The sequence below is a fragment of the Bittarella massiliensis (ex Durand et al. 2017) genome (assembly GCF_001486165.1).
Taxonomy (GTDB): domain Bacteria; phylum Bacillota; class Clostridia; order Oscillospirales; family Ruminococcaceae; genus Bittarella; species Bittarella massiliensis.
Map to the genome: position 1 here is coordinate 681,913 of NZ_LN908977.1, position 16,026 is coordinate 697,938.

20 protein-coding genes and 1 pseudogene are annotated in these 16,026 nt (G+C 64.0%); 11 read left to right on the plus strand and 10 right to left on the minus strand.

What is annotated here, in order from left to right; genetic code table 11:
• The first annotated feature begins 10 nt into the window (after positions 1-10).
• The 8 genes from BN3266_RS10160 to BN3266_RS10195 all read left to right on the plus strand — a co-directional run bounded on the left by BN3266_RS10160 (position 11) and on the right by BN3266_RS10195 (position 8,706).
• A complete protein-coding gene (locus BN3266_RS10160; protein WP_059005061.1) occupies positions 11-1,261 on the plus strand; it encodes a methylaspartate ammonia-lyase in 1,251 nt (416 codons plus the stop codon).
• 12 nt (positions 1,262-1,273) lie between these two features.
• The gene (locus BN3266_RS10165) at positions 1,274-2,632 is read left to right on the plus strand and encodes an acyclic terpene utilization AtuA family protein (protein WP_059005062.1); all 1,359 of its coding nucleotides are present in this window, start codon (positions 1,274-1,276) and stop codon (positions 2,630-2,632) included.
• A 24-nt stretch (positions 2,633-2,656) separates the two neighbouring features.
• Complete coding sequence (locus tag BN3266_RS10170) at positions 2,657-2,974, plus strand: DUF4387 domain-containing protein (protein ID WP_021659889.1); 318 nt, start codon at positions 2,657-2,659, stop codon at positions 2,972-2,974.
• A gap of 90 nt (positions 2,975-3,064) precedes the next feature.
• The gene (locus BN3266_RS10175; RefSeq protein WP_059005063.1) at positions 3,065-4,000 is read left to right on the plus strand and encodes an alanyl-tRNA editing protein; all 936 of its coding nucleotides are present in this window, start codon (positions 3,065-3,067) and stop codon (positions 3,998-4,000) included.
• A gap of 912 nt (positions 4,001-4,912) precedes the next feature.
• The gene (locus BN3266_RS10180) at positions 4,913-6,226 is read left to right on the plus strand and encodes a putative DNA modification/repair radical SAM protein (RefSeq protein ID WP_154669056.1); all 1,314 of its coding nucleotides are present in this window, start codon (positions 4,913-4,915) and stop codon (positions 6,224-6,226) included.
• Complete coding sequence (locus BN3266_RS10185) at positions 6,205-7,062, plus strand: TIGR03915 family putative DNA repair protein (protein WP_082671789.1); 858 nt, start codon at positions 6,205-6,207, stop codon at positions 7,060-7,062. The genes BN3266_RS10180 and BN3266_RS10185 overlap by 22 nt, the downstream gene beginning before the upstream one ends.
• Before the next feature lie 436 nt (positions 7,063-7,498).
• Complete coding sequence (locus tag BN3266_RS10190; RefSeq protein ID WP_059005065.1) at positions 7,499-8,143, plus strand: TetR/AcrR family transcriptional regulator; 645 nt, start codon at positions 7,499-7,501, stop codon at positions 8,141-8,143.
• The gene (locus BN3266_RS10195; RefSeq protein WP_059005066.1) at positions 8,140-8,706 is read left to right on the plus strand and encodes a flavodoxin family protein; all 567 of its coding nucleotides are present in this window, start codon (positions 8,140-8,142) and stop codon (positions 8,704-8,706) included. The genes BN3266_RS10190 and BN3266_RS10195 overlap by 4 nt, the downstream gene beginning before the upstream one ends.
• A gap of 70 nt (positions 8,707-8,776) precedes the next feature.
• On the opposite strand, the gene BN3266_RS10200 is transcribed toward BN3266_RS10195, so the two are convergent.
• The 9 genes from BN3266_RS10200 to BN3266_RS13945 form a co-directional block, all read right to left on the minus strand.
• Positions 8,777-9,136, minus strand: a complete 360-nt coding sequence (locus BN3266_RS10200) for a hypothetical protein (RefSeq protein ID WP_059005067.1) — start codon at positions 9,134-9,136, stop codon at positions 8,777-8,779.
• 135 nt (positions 9,137-9,271) lie between these two features.
• Positions 9,272-9,943 carry a DUF2238 domain-containing protein gene (locus BN3266_RS10205; RefSeq protein ID WP_059005068.1) on the minus strand — a complete coding sequence of 224 codons (672 nt, stop codon included), beginning with the start codon at positions 9,941-9,943 and terminating at the stop codon, positions 9,272-9,274.
• A gap of 164 nt (positions 9,944-10,107) precedes the next feature.
• A complete protein-coding gene (locus BN3266_RS10210; protein WP_059005069.1) occupies positions 10,108-10,830 on the minus strand; it encodes an ABC transporter permease in 723 nt (240 codons plus the stop codon).
• On the minus strand, positions 10,827-11,699 hold the full coding sequence (locus tag BN3266_RS10215) for an ABC transporter ATP-binding protein (protein ID WP_059005070.1): 873 nt from the start codon (positions 11,697-11,699) through the stop codon (positions 10,827-10,829). The genes BN3266_RS10210 and BN3266_RS10215 overlap by 4 nt, the downstream gene beginning before the upstream one ends.
• The gene (locus BN3266_RS10220) at positions 11,700-12,494 is read right to left on the minus strand and encodes a MerR family transcriptional regulator (RefSeq protein WP_059005071.1); all 795 of its coding nucleotides are present in this window, start codon (positions 12,492-12,494) and stop codon (positions 11,700-11,702) included.
• Between the two features lie 161 nt (positions 12,495-12,655).
• The gene (locus BN3266_RS13940; protein ID WP_154669057.1) at positions 12,656-12,826 is read right to left on the minus strand and encodes a hypothetical protein; all 171 of its coding nucleotides are present in this window, start codon (positions 12,824-12,826) and stop codon (positions 12,656-12,658) included.
• Between the two features lie 63 nt (positions 12,827-12,889).
• The gene (locus BN3266_RS10225) at positions 12,890-13,351 is read right to left on the minus strand and encodes a VanZ family protein (RefSeq protein WP_059005072.1); all 462 of its coding nucleotides are present in this window, start codon (positions 13,349-13,351) and stop codon (positions 12,890-12,892) included.
• Positions 13,352-13,466: 115 nt separating this feature from the next.
• Positions 13,467-13,601 (minus strand): hypothetical protein, encoded by a 135-nt coding sequence (locus tag BN3266_RS14455; protein WP_021659873.1) that lies wholly within the window; start codon positions 13,599-13,601, stop codon positions 13,467-13,469.
• A 1-nt stretch (position 13,602) separates the two neighbouring features.
• Entirely contained in the window at positions 13,603-13,779 is a 177-nt protein-coding gene (locus BN3266_RS13945; protein WP_021659872.1) for a hypothetical protein, read from the minus strand.
• 216 nt (positions 13,780-13,995) lie between these two features.
• On the opposite strand from BN3266_RS13945, the gene BN3266_RS10230 reads away from it, so the two are divergent.
• From BN3266_RS10230 to BN3266_RS14335, 3 genes and pseudogenes are all read left to right on the plus strand, one after another.
• Entirely contained in the window at positions 13,996-14,880 is an 885-nt protein-coding gene (locus tag BN3266_RS10230; RefSeq protein WP_059005073.1) for a methylenetetrahydrofolate reductase, read from the plus strand.
• Positions 14,877-15,578, plus strand: coding sequence for a vitamin B12 dependent-methionine synthase activation domain-containing protein (locus BN3266_RS10235; RefSeq protein ID WP_059005074.1), 702 nt, complete (start codon positions 14,877-14,879; stop codon positions 15,576-15,578). Before BN3266_RS10230 ends, BN3266_RS10235 begins: the two co-directional genes overlap by 4 nt.
• A gap of 31 nt (positions 15,579-15,609) precedes the next feature.
• Positions 15,610-15,738: pseudogene (locus BN3266_RS14335) on the plus strand (homocysteine S-methyltransferase family protein); the annotation flags it as partial.
• Here the strand turns inward: BN3266_RS14335 and BN3266_RS10240 are convergent.
• The coding region (locus tag BN3266_RS10240; protein WP_368013953.1) for an NAD(P)H-dependent glycerol-3-phosphate dehydrogenase at positions 15,735-16,026 on the minus strand (292 nt) is incomplete at its 5' end. The pseudogene BN3266_RS14335 and the gene BN3266_RS10240 overlap by 4 nt on opposite strands.

Below are 16,026 nucleotides of genomic sequence, written 5' to 3' on the forward strand. Positions count from 1 at the left end.
GGAATATACTGTGAAAATTGTTGATTTGGTCTGCGCCAAGGGGCGCACCGGATTTTTCTTTGATGACCAGCGGGCCATCAAGCTGGGGGCCGAGTCGGACGGCGCGGCCTATTTAGGCAAAACCGCCACCGCCGGGTTCTCGGCAGTCCGCCAGGCGGGCGAGGCCATCTCGGTGATGCTGGTGCTGGAGGACGGGCAGGTGGCCTACGGCGACTGCGCGGCGGTCCAGTACAGCGGCGCGGGCGGCAGGGACCCCCTCTTTCTGGCGGAGGACTTCATCCCCGTCATCGAGCGGGAGATAAAGCCCCGCCTGGTGGGCAGAGAGGCCGACAGCTTCCGCGCCCTGGCGGAGGAGATCGACCGGCTGCAGGTGGGCGGCAAGCAGCTGCACACCGCCATCCGCTACGGGGTGACCCAGGCCATCCTCGACGCGGTGGCCAAGGCCTCCCACCGGCTGATGTGCGAGGTGGTGGCCGACGAGTACCACACCCAGGTCACCGACCGGGAGATCCCCATCTTCACCCAGTCGGGGGACAACCGCTACGAAAACACCGACAAGATGATCATGAAGGGCGCCCAGGTGCTGCCCCACGCCCTCATCAACAACGTGGAGACCAAGCTGGGCCGAAAGGGCGAAAAGCTGGCCGAGTACGTGGGCTGGCTGCGCGAGCGCATCTGCAAACTGCGGCTGGACGAAAACTACGCCCCGGTGCTGCACATCGACGTCTACGGCACCATCGGCGCGGCCTTTGGGAACGACAACTACCAGGGGATGGCCGACTATCTGGCCGAGCTGGCCAAGATCGCTGCCCCCTTCCACCTGCGCATCGAGGGCCCCATGGACGTGGAGGACCGGGAGAAACAGATGCTCGCCCTCAAGGAGCTGACCCGCCTGGTGGACGAGCGGGGCATCCCGGTGGAGCTGGTGGCCGACGAGTGGTGCAACACCCTGGAGGACATCCGCTACTTTGCCGACAACCGGGCCGGGCACATGGTGCAGATCAAGACCCCCGATCTGGGCGGCATCAACAATGTAGTGGAGGCGGTCCTCTACTGCAAGGAGAAGGGGATCGGCGCCTACCAGGGCGGCACCTGCAACGAGACCGACCGCAGCGCCCAGGTCTGTGTCAACCTGGCCATGGCCACCTGCCCCGACCAGATCCTCGCCAAGCCCGGCATGGGGGTCGACGAGGGGTACATGATCGTCTACAACGAGATGCAGCGCATCCTGGCCCTGCGCAGAGCCCAGGCCAAGCGCTAGGAGGGGTTTTTGATGAAAGAGGAATTTCGCATTCTGTCCACCACCGCCATCCTGGGGTACGGCTTCCCCAAGGAGAGCTTTGAAGAGGGGATGAAGCGCCATCCCCGCCTGATCGCCGTGGACGCGGGCTCCAGCGATCCCGGGCCCTACTACCTGGGGGCGGGGGTCTCCTTTACCGACCGGGACGCGGTCAAGCGCGATCTGGAGATCATGCTGGAAGCCGGGGTCAAGGAGGGCATTCCGGTGGTCATCGGCACCGCCGGCGGCAGTGGCGGCGAGCCCCACCTGAACTGGTGCCGCGAGATCGTGGAGGAGATCGCCCGGGAGAAGGACCTCCACTTCAAGCTGGCGGTCATCCACGCCGAGTTTGCAAAAGAGGCCGTCAAGGCGGCCCTGCGGGCGGGGAAGGTGAAGCCCCTTGCCCCGGCGCCCGAACTGACCGAGGAGGCGGTGGACGCCACCACCCGCATTGTGGGCCAGATGGGGATGGAGCCCTTTATCAAGGCTTTGGACGAGGGGGCGCAGGTCGTTCTGGCCGGGCGCACCTACGATCCGTCGGTCTTTGCCGCCCCGGCGGTGCGAGCGGGCTGCGACAAGGGGCTGGCCATCCACCTGGGCAAGATCCTCGAGTGCGCCTCCATCTGCGCCACCCCCGGCAGCGGCTCGGACTGCATGTTCGGCTACATTGGGGAGGACTACTTCCGGGTGGAGCCCTTGAGCCCCCTGCGCCGCTGCACCACCCTCTCGGTGGCGGCCCACACCCTCTACGAAAAGACCAACCCCTATATCCTGCCGGGGCCGGGCGGCCACCTGGATTTGACCGACTGCAAATTTGAGCAGGAGACGGAGAACATCGTCCGGGTCAGCGGCAGCCGCTTTGTGCTCGACCCGTACACCGTCAAGTTGGAGGGGGCGCGCTGCATCGGCTACCGCACCGTCTCCATCGCCGGGGCCAGAGACCCCATCATGATCGAGAAGATCGACGAGGTGCTCGAAGGGGTGCGCGCCCGGGTGGCCGACAACTTCCGGGACGCCGACCTCCACTACTACCTGCACTTTAACATCTACGGCCGCAACGGGGTGATGGCGGAGTTGGAGCCCACCCCCACCACCGAGGGCGCCCACGAGCTGGGCATCGTCATCGAGGCGGTGGCCGACACCCAGAAACAGGCTGACACCATCTGTGCCTTTGCCCGCTCCACCATGCTCCACTACGGCTATGAGGGCCGCCGGGCGACCGCGGGCAACCTGGCGTTCCCCTACTCGCCCAGCGATTTTCACGCCGGCGAAGTCTATGTGTTCAGCATCTATCACGTCATTGCCGTCGACGACCCCGTCGCCCCCTTTGCCGTTGATTGTGTGGACCTGTAATGGTAGAATGAGGAGGAGAAAGCTGTGAAACAGAAACTCACCGATCTCGCAGAGATCATCCGCAGCAAGAATTCCGGTCCCTACGAGCTGACGCTGGACATCATGTTCAAGGACTTTGCCAGCTTTGAAAAGGCCTGTGAGAAGAAGATCATCAACGAGGACGTGGTCTGCCGTCTCTACCACATCCCCCCGGAGAAGATCATCAACATCATCGAGTTCCAGCCGGCCAAGGCCATCAAGATCACCATCCAGCGCCCCATCTGTTCGGGCGACCTGGGGGAGACCGACGTCTACGGCGCCCAGCAGCACGCCCCGCTGCTGGACCTGGAATTTGACTGGTAAAAAAACGGACAGAGGGCCCGCAGCGGCGGGCTGTGACGGCAGGCGCTTCGCGTGAGGGGCGCCTGCCGTCTTGCAGAGGAGGAGCGCCCCATGCCCTATTCCGATCGAATGCAGAAAAACCACCTGTACAGCGTCTTCTTCGCCCCCCGCGGCAACGTGCGGATGGCCGATTTGGGGATGCAGATCGCCCAGCAGTACCTCAGCCCCTTTGACCTGCTCATCGGCATTGTGGGGGAGGGGGGCTCGGGCAAGAGCATGCTGGTCAAGGGGATGTTCCCCGGGCTGGAACTCACCAACGACGACGAGGGGGTCAACGTCCGCCCCCTCCCCATCCTGGATGTGGACGAGGACGACTCGGGCTTTTACAGCCCCCACACCTATCACCTGGACATCCGCTTCGAGTCGGCCTTTACCCAGATGCACGTGCTGGCCGAGGCCATTTTAAAGGCTATAGAAAAGAAAAAGCGGGTCATTGTGGAGCACTTTGACCTCATCTACCCCTTTTTGGGGGGGCGCAACGCCCACCTGCTCATCGGGGTGGGGGGCGAGGTCATCATCACCCGGCCCAACCTCTTCGGCCCCGAGCCGGAGGATTTGACCAAAATCGTCTTTGGCTCCATCCGCTTTCGCAAGATGGCCCACACCGCGGAAGACCTCTGTGAACACCTGATTTTGCAAAAGTACAAGGGCAAATACACCCACGGCGACGTCAAGCACGGCTTTGTGCTCAGCTTTGCCGAAAAGCCGGACATCGACCTGAAGCGGTTGGAGACCGAGGTCAACGAGCTGATTGCCAAAGACATCCCCATCTCCTACTGCGACGAGGAGCACATCCTCATCGGCGACGAGCTGCACCACTGCACCGGGCCGCGGATGCACGTGCGCACCACCGGCGAGATCGAGGAGTTTGCCCTGCTGCAAGACCTGCCGGTGGAGCCCATGACCGGGCGGTACCTGCTGGTGGGCCTGGTGGGCAGCGATTGGGAGAAGGCCGGGGGCAAGGACTTCAATAAAATCGTCTTTTGACGCCCAGACTTTTCGCAAAAGGAGCGCTTTGCGGGGGAGACTGGGCCGCAGAGAGACAAAAAATCGACCAAAAGAGGTGCGCTGTCCGCAGATTTGTGCTGTGGGCGGCGCACCTTTTGTACGGCAGGGCGGCCCGCAGGGGCTGCAAAGCGGGTTTTTCTGCGGTGTGTACACCGCAGAAGCGGCCGAGATGGTCCGTTGGAAGTGGTCGGAACGGCCCGTTCAAATTGGCTGGCTGGACACAGATCTCCGCTCTGAAAGGGGGGACAGCACCGTCGAAAAAGGCGTGGTCGCAGTCTTATCTGGGGCAAAGATAGCTAAAAAAATGGTGACAAGGGGCTTACCTTGTCACTATTTTTCTCTTGTTTAGGCAAAAGGGGAAGGGAGAGAACGACCTCTGCCCTTGGCAGACCCTTCGCCCCGGGCAACTCGGGGCCGCCGTCAGAGAAAGATTGCTGCCGGATGGCCAGAGGACGGCCCCAGTCGGAAAAGGGTGGGTTCCTGTTATCGCTTCCCTTTTTCCCAGCCAGAAGAGGGTTTTGGAAGGGGGAAGTTTGGGGGATGAAGCGGGTCGCACTTGAAAAAGGATTGCGAACATTTTTGTTTGCCATGCTGCCGCCGGAGTCCTGATATTCGCCAAAAGAAGGGGGGCCTAAAGCGATGACGGCGCGGGAATAGACGGCGATTGGCCGCGGGAGAGGGATAGGGAGCGGAGAGGGTCTCGTCCCCGGGCCTACCGGATTAAAGCGGAAAGGCCTGAAAATTTGGTGGGGGATGGAGGTACCCCCTTTTTTAAGAGGCCAGACGACAGGAAAAAGGTGGCAGGGGGATTTTACTGCGGGGCAATTGACTTTTGCAGAAAAGGTGGTTAAAATAGAAAAAGAACAAATGTTTATTTTAGGATAGGAGGGGATGTCGGTGGAGTTGCTGGAAAAGCTGGAGATCCTCTCCGACGCGGCCAAGTACGACGTGGCCTGCACCTCCAGCGGGGTGGACCGGGCCGGCAAGAAGGGGCAGCTGGGGAGCGCGGCGGCCGCAGGTATCTGCCACAGCTTTACCGCCGACGGGCGCTGTGTCTCCCTTTTAAAGGTGTTGATGACCAACATCTGCGCCTACGACTGCAAGTATTGCGTCAACCGCTGCTCCAACGCCACCCCCCGCGCCGCCTTTTCGCCCCGGGAGCTGGCCGACCTGACCATCCAGTTTTACCGCCGCAACTACATCGAGGGGCTGTTTTTGAGTTCCGGCATCCTCAAAACCCCCGACTACACCTGTGAGCGGATGATCGAGACCCTGCAGATCTTGAGGGAGGAGTACGGCTTTCGCGGCTATATCCACGCCAAGGCCATCCCCGGGGCGGACGACCGGCTCATCGCCCGCCTGGGGATGCTGGCGGACCGGATGAGCGTCAACATCGAGCTGCCCAGCCAGCAGAGCCTGCGGCTGCTGGCGCCGGACAAGTCGAAGGCGGACATCTTTCGCCCCATGGGGCTGATTTCCAGCGGGATCGCCCAGAACCAGACCGACCTGGTGCGCTACCGGGGCGCGCCCAAATTTGCCCCCGCTGGGCAGAGCACCCAGATGATCATCGGCGCCACCCCGGATACCGACCTGCAGATCTTGCGGCTGACCCAGGGCCTCTACCGCAAATACGGTCTCAAACGGGTCTTCTTTTCGGCCTATACCCCGGTGCAGAGCGATGCCCTCCTGCCCGCCCTGACCACCAAACCGCCCCTGTTGCGGGAACACCGCCTCTACCAGGCCGACTGGCTGCTGCGCTTTTACGGCTTCGACGCGGGGGAACTGCTGGACGAGCGGGCCCCCAATTTTAACCCCTATCTGGACCCCAAGTGCAACTGGGCGATCCACCACATGGAGCACTTCCCCGTCGAGGTCAACCGCGCCCCCTACGAGATGTTGCTGCGGGTGCCGGGCATCGGCGTCAAGAGCGCCCAGCGGATCGCCAAGGCCCGGCGGCTGGGCCCCCTGCACTTTGACGGGCTCAAAAAAATCGGGGTGGTGCTCAAGCGGGCCCAGTACTTTATCACCTGTTCGGGAAAGACGGCGGTGGGGCTGAAAATCAGCCCGGAGGCCGCCTTTCGCGCCCTGGTGTCCGAGCGCAGCGCCGCCATGCTCCCCCAAAACCGGCCGGAACAGCTCTCCCTGTTCGACGAGCCGCCGGTGACCCGAGAGGATGTGGTCTCTTGTTTGACCGGCCAGATTTGATTTACCTGCACGACGGCAGCTTTGCCGGATTTCTCTGCTGCGTCTTTGAGAGCTTTGTCAGGAGGGAGGCGCCCCTGGACATCGTCTGCCGGGAGGACTGCCAGACCGGGCTCTACGCCGTGCGGGAGATCGAGAGCGACAGGGCGCGGGCGGGCCGGGTCTTTCGCTCCATCGGCGAGCGGATGGGGGAGGAGGCCCGCCAGCTGGTGCAGAGGGCCTTTCTGTTCGGGGAAGGGGGGCGAGACCTCTGGCTCTACCGCTTCCTCTGCCGGGGCTACCGCTATGGGCCTGCCGTCTGCGACATGCTGGGGGACGAGGCGGTGAGCCGGGTGCAGAAAATGGCCCTCTCGGTGTCGAACGAGGCGCACCTGCTGCTGGGGTTTGTCCGCTTTGCCGAGTACGACGGGGCTCTTCTCTCCCAAATTTCTCCCAAGCACTTTGTTCTGCCGGTCCTGCGGGAGCATTTTTGTGACCGCTACCCGGAGGAGACCTTTATGATCCACGACAAGACCCATCAGATGGCCCTGATCTACCGCCCGCACCGGGCCAAAATCGTCTCGGTCAAGGCGTTGGAACTCCCCCTCGACACCCCGCAGGAGCAGCTCTACCGCCAGTTGTGGCGGGGGTACCACCAGTCCGCCACCATTGCCGCCCGGGTCAACCCCCGCTGCCAGCGGGGAAACATGCCCAAGCGCTTTTGGGGGGAGATGTGCGAGATGGCGGACAGGTCAGCTCCTCCTTTGGAGGGGGCGAGAGCCGCCGGGCTGCAGGGGCCGGAGCGGGGAGACGCCCTCTCGCCGCGAAGAAGTTCTCCCCATCGCCTGGCGGGGGAGTGACCTGTCCGACGGGGGAGCCCATCCGGCTTGAAGCGTCCTCCCAAAGGGTGTCTCGCTGGTCGGTGGACGGCCATTTAAAAAAGGAGCCTCCTGTTTGCCGCGGTGTCCGTGAGGAAGAAATTCGAGGGGATGGCTGGTGCGTGCAGATGAGAAAAAAGCGGGGAGGGGCGGTCGGCCCCTCCCTTTTTTTATGCCCGGCGGACGGCCTTCTGCGCGGAAAGGTACAGAGAAGTGCCGACAGACATCCCCGGGGAAGGAGGGGAAAGTGGTTTGACGGGGCGGGCAACCGGTCTTTGGCGGCCAACGGGGGAACCGCTGTCCGAGGCGAAGGACAAATTTGAAAGGCCCCTCCTGCTTTTTGTCCTTGCCAAAGGGGAGAAGTCGTGGTAGAATCAATTAAACCGATAGTTTAATTAATGGAGAGGAGGAACAGCCGGTGGGGAGAAGAAAGAAAGAACCCGCAGAGGCCCACCGGGGCCGCATCGCCCAGGCGGCAGCCGCCCTTTTTGCCAGGCGGGGTGTGGATTCGGTGACGGTGGAGGAAATCGCCCGGGAGGCGGGGTACAGCAAGGCCACCCTCTATGTCTACTTTCAGGGCAAGGAGGAGATCGTCGGCGCCCTCACTCTGGAGAGTATGCGGCGATTGCGGGACTGTCTGTCGTCCGCCCTCGCGGAGGGGACGGGCGCGCGGGGCCGCTACGACGCCGTTTGCGGGGCGCTCCAGCGCTACCAGGGGGAAGCGCCCTTCCTCTTTGGCCTGGCCTTGCGAGAAATCAACATCGATTGGGAGAGCCCCGACACCCTGCCGGTGGAGCGGGAGATCTTTGCCGTGGGCGAGGAGATAAACGACCTGATGGGCCGCTTTCTGTGCGAGGGGATGGAGGCGGGCGCGTTCCGCCCCGACCTGGAGATCCTGCCCACGGTGTTTGCCTTCTGGGCAATGCTGGCCGGCCTCATGCAGGTGGCCGCGAGCAAGGAAAAGTACATCGAAAAGGCGATGGGTCTCACCCGAGAGGCGTTTCTCGCCGGCGGGTTTGAAACCCTCTACCGCGCCATTGCCAGAGAGGAGGGGTCGAGATGAAACGACTGTTGGCGATTCTGGGGGGGCCGCACCCGGACGGCTCGACGGCGGCCATGTTGTCGTGCGCCGTCGCCGCTGCCGAGAGGGCCGGTTGGGCGGTGGACAGGGTGGAGCTCTACCGGGAGGAAATCGGCCTTTGCCGGGGCTGCCGCGCCTGTATCGAGACGGGGGTCTGTGTGGTACCGGACGGGGTGCAGAGGATCGCCCGGCTCCTGCAGGGGTGCGACGCGGTCGTTCTGGCCGCCCCCACCTACTGGGCCAACCTGCCCGCAGCGGTCAAAAATCTCTTTGACCGGCTGCTCGGCACCGCGATGGAGGAGACCAAGACCTTCCCCAAGCCCCGGCTGTTGTCGCGCCAGCGGTACCTGCTGCTGACCGCCTGCAACACCCCGGCCCCCTTTGATTACCTCTGCGGGCAGAGCCGGGGGGCCATCCGCGCCATGGAGGAATTTTTTCACACGGCGGGGATGAGGCGGATGGGGCGGGTCGTCTTTGCGGGCGCACAGGGGCGGGGGGAGCTGCCCCCTTCGCTGGAGAGAAAGATTCGCCGCTTTTGGCGGTGAGAGAGCTGCCCTGTAAAAACCCCCAAGGCCCATTCACGGGCCCTGGGGGTTTCTGCGCAGTTGGGGGTGTCTAGTCCCCTTCGGACGGGGGGACAACCAGGATATCGACGCTGTCCGAGGCTTTGCTCCCCTGGTACGCAACTTCCAGGGTGACGGTCGCCTCCCCCTCGCAAAGGGCTTCGACGGTGAGTGCGTCGTCCAGATCGGAGCGAACATGGACCACATCGGCGTTCTTCACGAGACAGCTCCTGCCGGAGAGGTAGACCGGCGACTGGACCTCAAAGGGGAGGGTGCGCGTCTCCCCCACCTCCATGGTGACGTTGTCCGGGAGGATGTTCAGCGAAAGCTGAGGGGTCTCCTTCTTGCAGCCCGAGAGGGCCATCAAGAGGAGGGACCCGAGCAGCAGGGGAAGATACCTGGCCTTTTTCACAGTCGGCCCACCCCTTTCACACCGGGACGGGCGGAAGGGACCCGTCCGTTCATAACGGTTTTTTCCCAATTCCATTATACCATCTTTTTGCGCAAAGGGGGAGAGGGGGTTCCCTTTTAGAAAATCTTTCGCCCGTCAGTGCGCGCGGCTCTCGAGAGGGGCGGGGACGGTGGCGTTGGCCTTCCAAAAATCGAGAAAGACGCGCATCAGGGGGCCTGCCTTTCGGCGGCGGTGAAACCGCCAGAGGGCCCAGAGGACCAGCAGGGTCCCCAGCAGGCAGGCGATCATGTCGAGCATGGTGTCGTGGATGCCGGTGGTGAGCACGCGCTGGGGGTCGGTGTGAAAGACAAAGTCGCAGGCGTACTCGGCAATCTCCCAGCAGGCGGCGATGAGCATGGGAAAGGAGAGGGCGAAGTAAAAGGCAAAGGGGGCGTCCTCCTCGGCGAGGGGGCGATTTCGCTTCAGGTAGGCAAAGAGGCAGAGGCCCAGCAGGGCAAAGAGAACGCCGGAGAGGAGGTGGACGAACTTGTCAAACCAGGGAAACCAGTGGTAGCCCTTCATGGCGATGCCCACCCCGTAAGCGAGAAAGGCGAAGAGGGCGACGGCCCGGCTGAGGGCGGGGACCGGCCGCAGGCGAAGGAGGCGGTAGGCCAGCGGCGGGATGAGGAGAAAGAGGGGGGCGGCGGCGGTGACCAACAGGTAGGGCCAGGGAAAACAGAAAAAATCCACCACCCCGATGGCCAGGGTGCCGGCGAGGTAGGTGGCGATGGCGGCGCGGCCGCCGCACTGGTTGACAAGGGGCTGCATCAAATCCCTCCCATTTGTTTTTGTAGCCCTTTTAGTATACAACAGAGGGGAGAAATTGGCAGCCCCTATCTCCCTACAAATTTGTTTCAATTTTCTTTCGGCTGTCCCTCAAAACAGCAGGTGGGCGCTGTCATTGACAGCGCCCACACATGAAACGGCAGGTGTCAGCGGGTCAGGAGTCCGCCCCTCTTTGAAAGCCGCCACCCGCAGAGGCCCAGGGCCACAAGAGAGATGAGCAGGAGGGCGGCGATCGCCTGCCACCCCCCCTCGCCGGTGAGGAGGGAGTAACTCCAGGAGGCGGGAAAGAGGCGTCCGGCGAGCCGCAGGGGATCGGGTAGAAAGGCGGCGGGAAAGAGGGCCCCCGAGAGCATAATGGAGGGGAGAAAGAAGACCTGGGCGACCATGGTCAGCCGGGAACTGGTCTGAAAGAAGAGGCCGAGGGCGGTCCCCAAACAGAGGCAGGAAAAGAGGAAGAGGGCCATCGTCCCCAGATAGAGGGGGAGGTGGGGCGGGAGGCTGGCGTCAAAGAGGGGCGGGGCCAGCAGGAGGATGAGGAGGCTGACGAGAAAGAGGTGGACAAAGGCGGAGAGAAAGTTGGACGCCGCCGGGGCCCAGAGGGGGATGCGGCCCACCTGATAGGCCTTTTTGGTCTCGCTGCCGTAGAGGGCGGTGAGGGGGACCGGCGCGCCGAGAAAGGCCCCCATGCTCACGGCGAAGACCGACATGGCGGGGATGACCGTCTCCTTGGCGCCGGGGTCGAGGGAGGTGAGGATGCCCCCCATGAAGAGGAAGAAGACCAGGGGGACCAGATAGTAGGTGAGCAGCACGTCGCGGTTGCGCAGATCCAGTTTCCACTGGAGAACGGCCTGATAGAAAAAAGCGGTCATTTCGTCTCCTCCTGCTGTGCAAAGTCCAAGAATCGGTCCTCCAGGCTCTGGTGCTCCACCCGCAGGTCCTCCACCCGCACACCGGCGCTGCGGGCGAGGGAGAGCAGTTCCCACAGCCCTTCGTCGAGCTGCTGTGTCCGGTAGAGGGCATAGCCCTGGTGTTCGCCGGTGAACCGGCAGCTTTTCAGCGCCGCCGCATCGAGGGGAACGCCGGTTTTGAGGCTGATCTGCGCCCCCGTCTCGCCCTGGCAGAGCAGTTCGGAGGGGCTGCCGGAAAAGGCGACCCGACCCCCTTTGAGGAGGACGATCTGGTCGCAGAGGCGCTCGACCTCGGCCATGTCGTGGCTGGCCAAGAGGATGGCGCAGCCGCGCTCTTTCAGCCGGCCGATCTGCCGGTGCAGGGCGGCCCGCCCCTCCACGTCGAGCCCGGCGGTGGGTTCGTCCAAAAAGAGGAGGGAGGGCCGGCCGATGAGGGCCAGGGCCAGGTGGAGGCGGCGCTTTTGGCCGGTGGAGAGGGCCCGATAGGGGCGCTTGCCCAGGGCGTCGATCCCCAGTTCGGCCTCCGCCTCCCGGTCGCGCTCGCCGCCGTTCCAACGGCAGAAGAGTTCCAGCGCCTCCTGCGGGCGGATGGTGGCCGGCAGGGAAGAGGACTGCAGCTGCACCCCCAAGCGGCCGGATATTTCCACCCTGCCGCTGTCTCGGGTGCGCAGCCCCTCGATGCACTCCAGCGCGGTGGTCTTGCCGGCGCCGTTGGGGCCCAGCAGGGCGGCGATCTCCCCCTCCTTCAGGGTGAGGGAGACCCCCTTTAGCACCTCTTTTTCGCCGTAGCGCTTGCAGAGGTTTTGGACGGTGAGTGCGCTCTTGCTCATCTAGTGTTCCTCCTGTTCGGGCAGGCGGATACCCGCCTTTTGAAAATAGGCGCCCAGGGCCTGCTCCAGAACAGGGGTCACCCGCTCCTGGCGCTGGCGGAACTCGTCGCCCCATTGGGACTTGCTGTCGGCAAAGGCCGAGAGCTGGGGGAGGAGGGTGAGGTCGCCCCCGGTGAATTCGGTCACCATGGCCCACCAGCGGCCGCCGATGTCCGCGAGGACGTCGCCGTCCGGGATGTCGCCCGCCTCCTGCATGGCGATGATCTCGTCGCAGAGGGTTTTCCAGGTGTCAAAGACGGCAAGCCCCTGCTCGGGCCGGTCGCGAAAACGGTCTTTGATGTGTTCCATCAGCGAGTCGTCGAAGAACTTGACGATCCAATACCCCTCGTTTTTCTGCTGCAAAAGGGTGACGATCTCGGCGTATTTTTTAAAGTCCACCGCCTGCATCTGCACCACCTCTTTTTCCAGGGCGGTGATGGCGTCCAGGGCCTGCTGCAGCTCGGTGATCTGGCGGCCGACGACCTCCCGCTGGTGGGCCAGGGCCTGGGCCACCTGCTGGGGGGTGTCCAGGGAAAAGAGATTCTCCCTGATTTGCTGAAGGGAGAATCCCAGATATTTTAGGGACTGTATCTGGTGGAGGCGGACGACGTCCTTTCCGGTGTAGAGCCGCCGCCCGCCGGGGCTCTTGGCCGAGGGCTTCAACAGGCCCTCTCTGTCGTAGTACTGCAGGGTGCGCACCGTGACCCCCATCTGCGCGGCCAGTTGGCCCACGGTGAGCAGTTCTCTTTGCTCCATATCGAATCACCTCTTTTGAAACATTGTACTATGTGACGTAGGGTCACGAGCAACCCTTTTTGCAAATTCTCTGCATTTTCCAGCAAAAAAGGGATGGGGCCGTCGGCATTTTTCGGCGGCCCCATCCCTTTTCTGCCCGGCGCTGGTGCCGGGGCGGGAATCTATCTGTTTCGGCGGTACTCCTCGGCGCAGGCCTGCAATTCGGAGAAGGTGCGCACATCGCTCTCCTCCACCTGCTGGCGCACGTCGGCGGGCAGGGAGTGAAAGTACTCGTAGCTGGTCAGGTCCTGGTCGATGAGGTCGCTCAAACAGAGATGAACGGATTCGGACATGTGAAATCCCCCCTCAGAGAGAGTGTTTGCAGGACGAGGGGGGAGAATCAGAGGAAAATGGCGTCAATTCTGGCGGCTTTTTGTCCGGCGGCGCCACAGCCAGAGGAGGAGGGCGGCCGCGGCCAGCCCGGTGAGGGCGCCCGCAAAGTCGAGCCAGACATCACTGATCTGCCCGGAGCGCCCGGGCACCAAGAGCTGGATGCTCTCGTCGCACAGGGGGACGACCAGGCAGTAAAAGAGGGGGAGCGCCAGGTGGGGCCGCCAGCGGGCGGTGTACTGGCGAAGGGTGGCCAGCGCCACCGCCCCCAGGCCGAAGTATTCGGCAAAGTGGGCGGCCTTGCGGACGAAGTGTTCGCTGAGCTGAAGGGGGAGGCCGACGGATTCAAAAAAGCCGTTGACGAGGGCCAGCACCGCCCCGCTTTTGGAGGAGGAACTGGGCCCCATGTCCAGCGAGTTGGAAAAGACAAAGAGGGTGTAGAGGATGAGCAGGGCGGTGAAGAGCACCCTGCGGCGGCGGATCGACATGGGAAGGCCCCCTGTACAAGAAATTTGGCCAGGCCGTTTGCCGGCGGCCGACCACTGCCAGTTCATTATAAAAGGGGGGGCAAAAAAATGCAAACGGATGAAAAAAGGACGGGGATCACTCCCCGTCCTTTTGGTAGGCGACCAGCACCACCGGCTGGCCGCAGGAATGGCAGATGGCCTGTTCCGCCTCCCGCAGGATGCGGCAGGCCTCCTCGCTCAAGGGGGCCACTCCGTACTGGTTGGGGCCCACCTCAGTCGTCCCCCCGGGTCAGTTTGTCGGCGTAGGACAGCAGGGCCTCGCGGGTGCAGACATGGTCGCCCCGCTGGCGGATGGTCTCCTGCACGTAGCCGGGCAACTGGGCAAAGGCGTCTCTGGCCTCGGCGTCGCCGGAGAGGAGGTCGGACAGGCAGTTGTAAGATCGGTTCATTTGGCTCACCTCCCCCTTAGTATTCCGGCGGGCGGGTCCGCTATGCCCCGTCTGACGACAAAAGAAGATTTGAAAAAGATGACAAAAAGCTGGTGCGCGTTTTGGAGGAATGATATAATAACCAAAAAGCCCCCCGCCGGGGATGGGTGGGGTGGGCCAGCCTCTGCAGCCGCGCCAAAGGGCGGCGGGACAGAGGGGGAAGGGAAGTGAAGAGGGATGAATCTGTGCGATCTGTTTCAACAAAAAAAGTGCGTGCTGTCCTTTGAGGTGTTTCCGCCGAAAAAGAGCAGCGGGGTGGAGAGCATCTACCGCACGCTGGACGAGTTGTGCGCCCTAAAGCCGGACTTTATCAGCGTGACCTTCGGCGCGGGGGGCACCGGCGTCAAGGACAACCTGACGGTGGAGCTGGCCGGCGCCATCCGCGCCCGGGGGGTGGAGCCCCTGGCCCACCTGACCTGCATCAACTCCGACGAGGAGACCCTGCTGGGGCTTCTGGACCGGCTGGAGGAGGCGGGGGTGCGAAACATCCTCGCCCTGCGGGGCGACCGGGAGGAGGGGGCCGAGGAGGGCCCCTACCGCCACGCCAACGAGCTGATGGAGCGGATCGCCCGCCGGGGCGGGTTCAATCTGGTGGGGGCCTGCTACCCCGAGTGCCACTGCGAGGCGCCAGACTCCCTTCACGACCTGCAAAATCTGCGCCGCAAGCAGGAGGCGGGCGCCACCCACCTGATCACCCAGCTGTTTTTTGACAACCGCTGCTTCTACGACTTTGCCGAGAAGGCGCGGATCGCAGGGGTCCACCTGCCCATTGAGGCGGGGATCATGCCCATCGTCAACAAGCGGCAGATCGAGCGGATCGTCACCCTCTGCGGGGCCAGCATCCCCCCGAAGTTTGCCCGGATGCTCAGCCGGTTCGAGGGCGACCCCGCCGCCCTGCGGGACGCGGGGATCGCCTATGCCACCGAGCAGATCATCGACTTGATCGGCAGCGGGGTGGAGGGCATTCACATCTACACCATGAACAACCCCGCCGTCGCCCGGCGGATCTGTGAAAACATCGCCACCGCCTTGGACTGCGTCAACGGGGGCGGGGCGGCATGAGGGCGGTGGACGCTGCCTCGCTGCCCATCTCGCGAGAGGAGACGCTGCGCTATCTGCGCCACCGGGGCGGCCCCCTGACAGAGGAGATGGAGGCGCTGCTAAAGAGCTGCGAAGAGGAGCTGCGGGCCGCCGCCCGCCCCCGCTACTGCCACCGCTTTTTGGAGTTGGAGCGGCGGGGGGAGGCCCTCGCCCTCGCCGGGGGCAGCGCCCTGCTGCCGGGGTGGCAGATCGCCGCGCTGCTGGAGGGCTGCGACGGCTGCGCGCTTTTGGGGGCGACGCTGGGGGGCGAGGTGGACCGGCTGATCCGCCGCGCCCAGGTGGAGCAGATGGCCCGGGCGGTGGTCCTCGACGCCCTGGGCACCGCTGCGATCGAGGCGCTCTGCGACCTGGCGGGGGAGGAGATCCGCCGGGCCGCCGCCGCAGAGGGGAAGAGCTGCACCTGGCGCTTTAGCCCCGGGTACGGCGACCTGCCGCTGGATTGCCAGCGGGATTTTTTGGGGCTGCTGGACGCGCCCCGGCAGATCGGACTGACCCTCACCCCACAGTTGATGATGGTGCCCGAGAAGTCGGTCAGCGCCATCATCGGGGTGGGCGCGCCGTCGGGGGAAGGGCCCCGGCGGGGCTGTGAGGGCTGCGCCCTGCAAAAAAACTGTGTTTACAGACGGGAGGGACTGCACTGTGCAGAAAAATTGGGATGAAAAGGGCCGCTACGTCCTTCTGGACGGGGCCATGGGCACCGTGCTGCAGGACGCGGGGCTGCCCCTGGGCGGGCGGCCGGAACTCCTGAACCTGACCCAGCCGGACTTGATCGAGGGGGTGCACCGCCGCTATATCGAGGCGGGGGCCCAGGTGATCTACACCAACACCTTTGGCGCCAACCGCAAAAAGCTGGCGGGCTGTGGCTGCGGGGTGGAGGAGGTGGTCGCCGCGCCCTGGCCGATGAGGAGGCCGCAGCGGCGGTTGCGCGAGTGCATGCTGGTGCAGGTGACGATCAGGTCCCCCACCCCGGTGAGGCCGGCGAAGGTCTCGCTGCGCCCGCCCATGGCCACCCCCAGCCGGGCGATCTCGGACAGGCCGCGGGTCATGAGGGCCGCCTTGGCGTTGTCCCCCAGCTTGAGGCCGTCGCTGATGCCGGCGGCCAGGGCG

Coding starts and splice junctions, on each gene's coding strand:
- BN3266_RS10165 (WP_059005062.1), top strand. CDS start 1,274: ATGAAAGAGGAATTTCGCATTCTGTCCACCACCGCCATCCTGGGGTAC.
- BN3266_RS10175 (WP_059005063.1), top strand. CDS start 3,065: ATGCCCTATTCCGATCGAATGCAGAAAAACCACCTGTACAGCGTCTTC.
- BN3266_RS10180 (WP_154669056.1), top strand. CDS start 4,913: ATGTCGGTGGAGTTGCTGGAAAAGCTGGAGATCCTCTCCGACGCGGCC.
- BN3266_RS10195 (WP_059005066.1), top strand. CDS start 8,140: ATGAAACGACTGTTGGCGATTCTGGGGGGGCCGCACCCGGACGGCTCG.
- BN3266_RS10205 (WP_059005068.1), bottom strand. CDS start 9,943: ATGCAGCCCCTTGTCAACCAGTGCGGCGGCCGCGCCGCCATCGCCACC.
- BN3266_RS10210 (WP_059005069.1), bottom strand. CDS start 10,830: ATGACCGCTTTTTTCTATCAGGCCGTTCTCCAGTGGAAACTGGATCTG.
- BN3266_RS10215 (WP_059005070.1), bottom strand. CDS start 11,699: ATGAGCAAGAGCGCACTCACCGTCCAAAACCTCTGCAAGCGCTACGGC.
- BN3266_RS10220 (WP_059005071.1), bottom strand. CDS start 12,494: ATGGAGCAAAGAGAACTGCTCACCGTGGGCCAACTGGCCGCGCAGATG.
- BN3266_RS13940 (WP_154669057.1), bottom strand. CDS start 12,826: ATGTCCGAATCCGTTCATCTCTGTTTGAGCGACCTCATCGACCAGGAC.
- BN3266_RS10225 (WP_059005072.1), bottom strand. CDS start 13,351: ATGTCGATCCGCCGCCGCAGGGTGCTCTTCACCGCCCTGCTCATCCTC.
- BN3266_RS13945 (WP_021659872.1), bottom strand. CDS start 13,779: ATGAACCGATCTTACAACTGCCTGTCCGACCTCCTCTCCGGCGACGCC.
- BN3266_RS10230 (WP_059005073.1), top strand. CDS start 13,996: ATGAATCTGTGCGATCTGTTTCAACAAAAAAAGTGCGTGCTGTCCTTT.
- BN3266_RS10235 (WP_059005074.1), top strand. CDS start 14,877: ATGAGGGCGGTGGACGCTGCCTCGCTGCCCATCTCGCGAGAGGAGACG.